Source organism: Mesorhizobium sp. M8A.F.Ca.ET.208.01.1.1, assembly GCF_004791315.1.
Classification (GTDB): Bacteria; Pseudomonadota; Alphaproteobacteria; order Rhizobiales; family Rhizobiaceae; genus Mesorhizobium.
Genome location: NZ_SRUT01000143.1, coordinates 1 through 355 on the forward strand (window position 1 = coordinate 1; position 355 = coordinate 355).

The following is a 355-nucleotide window of genomic DNA, read 5'->3' on the forward strand; positions in this document are numbered from 1 at the left end:
CACCAGTAAATCGAGCAGTTCAGAACACCGGCACGCCGGCGGCGGTGATCATCTTCCCCGGCGTCCGCTACGAACAGCCGCCAGTGGCCGGCGAGACGCGGCCGGCTGGCCCGGACAAGCCGCCGACGCCCGTGCCGCATCACTAGAGGGCGGCAAGGACGCTCCAGCACTTGGGGATAGCGCAGGCGGGGCCGGCCGGTCAGTACTCCTGCAGCTCGCAGGAGCTCTGCTCCAGGAAGCGTGACACGATCGGTTTCCAGCTGTCGTCCGGCACGAAGGCGCGGATGACGAAGATGCCTTCCTCGATCGGCGCCTCGACGAAGATCGCGCCCTGGAGCTCCTCCGGAAGTTCCCG

Annotated in this window: 1 pseudogene; it reads right to left on the minus strand. The window is 67.9% G+C overall.

From position 1 onward, the window contains the following. Positions 1 to 199: 199 nt before the first annotated feature. A pseudogene (locus EN851_RS37550) lies at positions 200 to 355 on the minus strand (DUF1254 domain-containing protein); the annotation flags it as partial.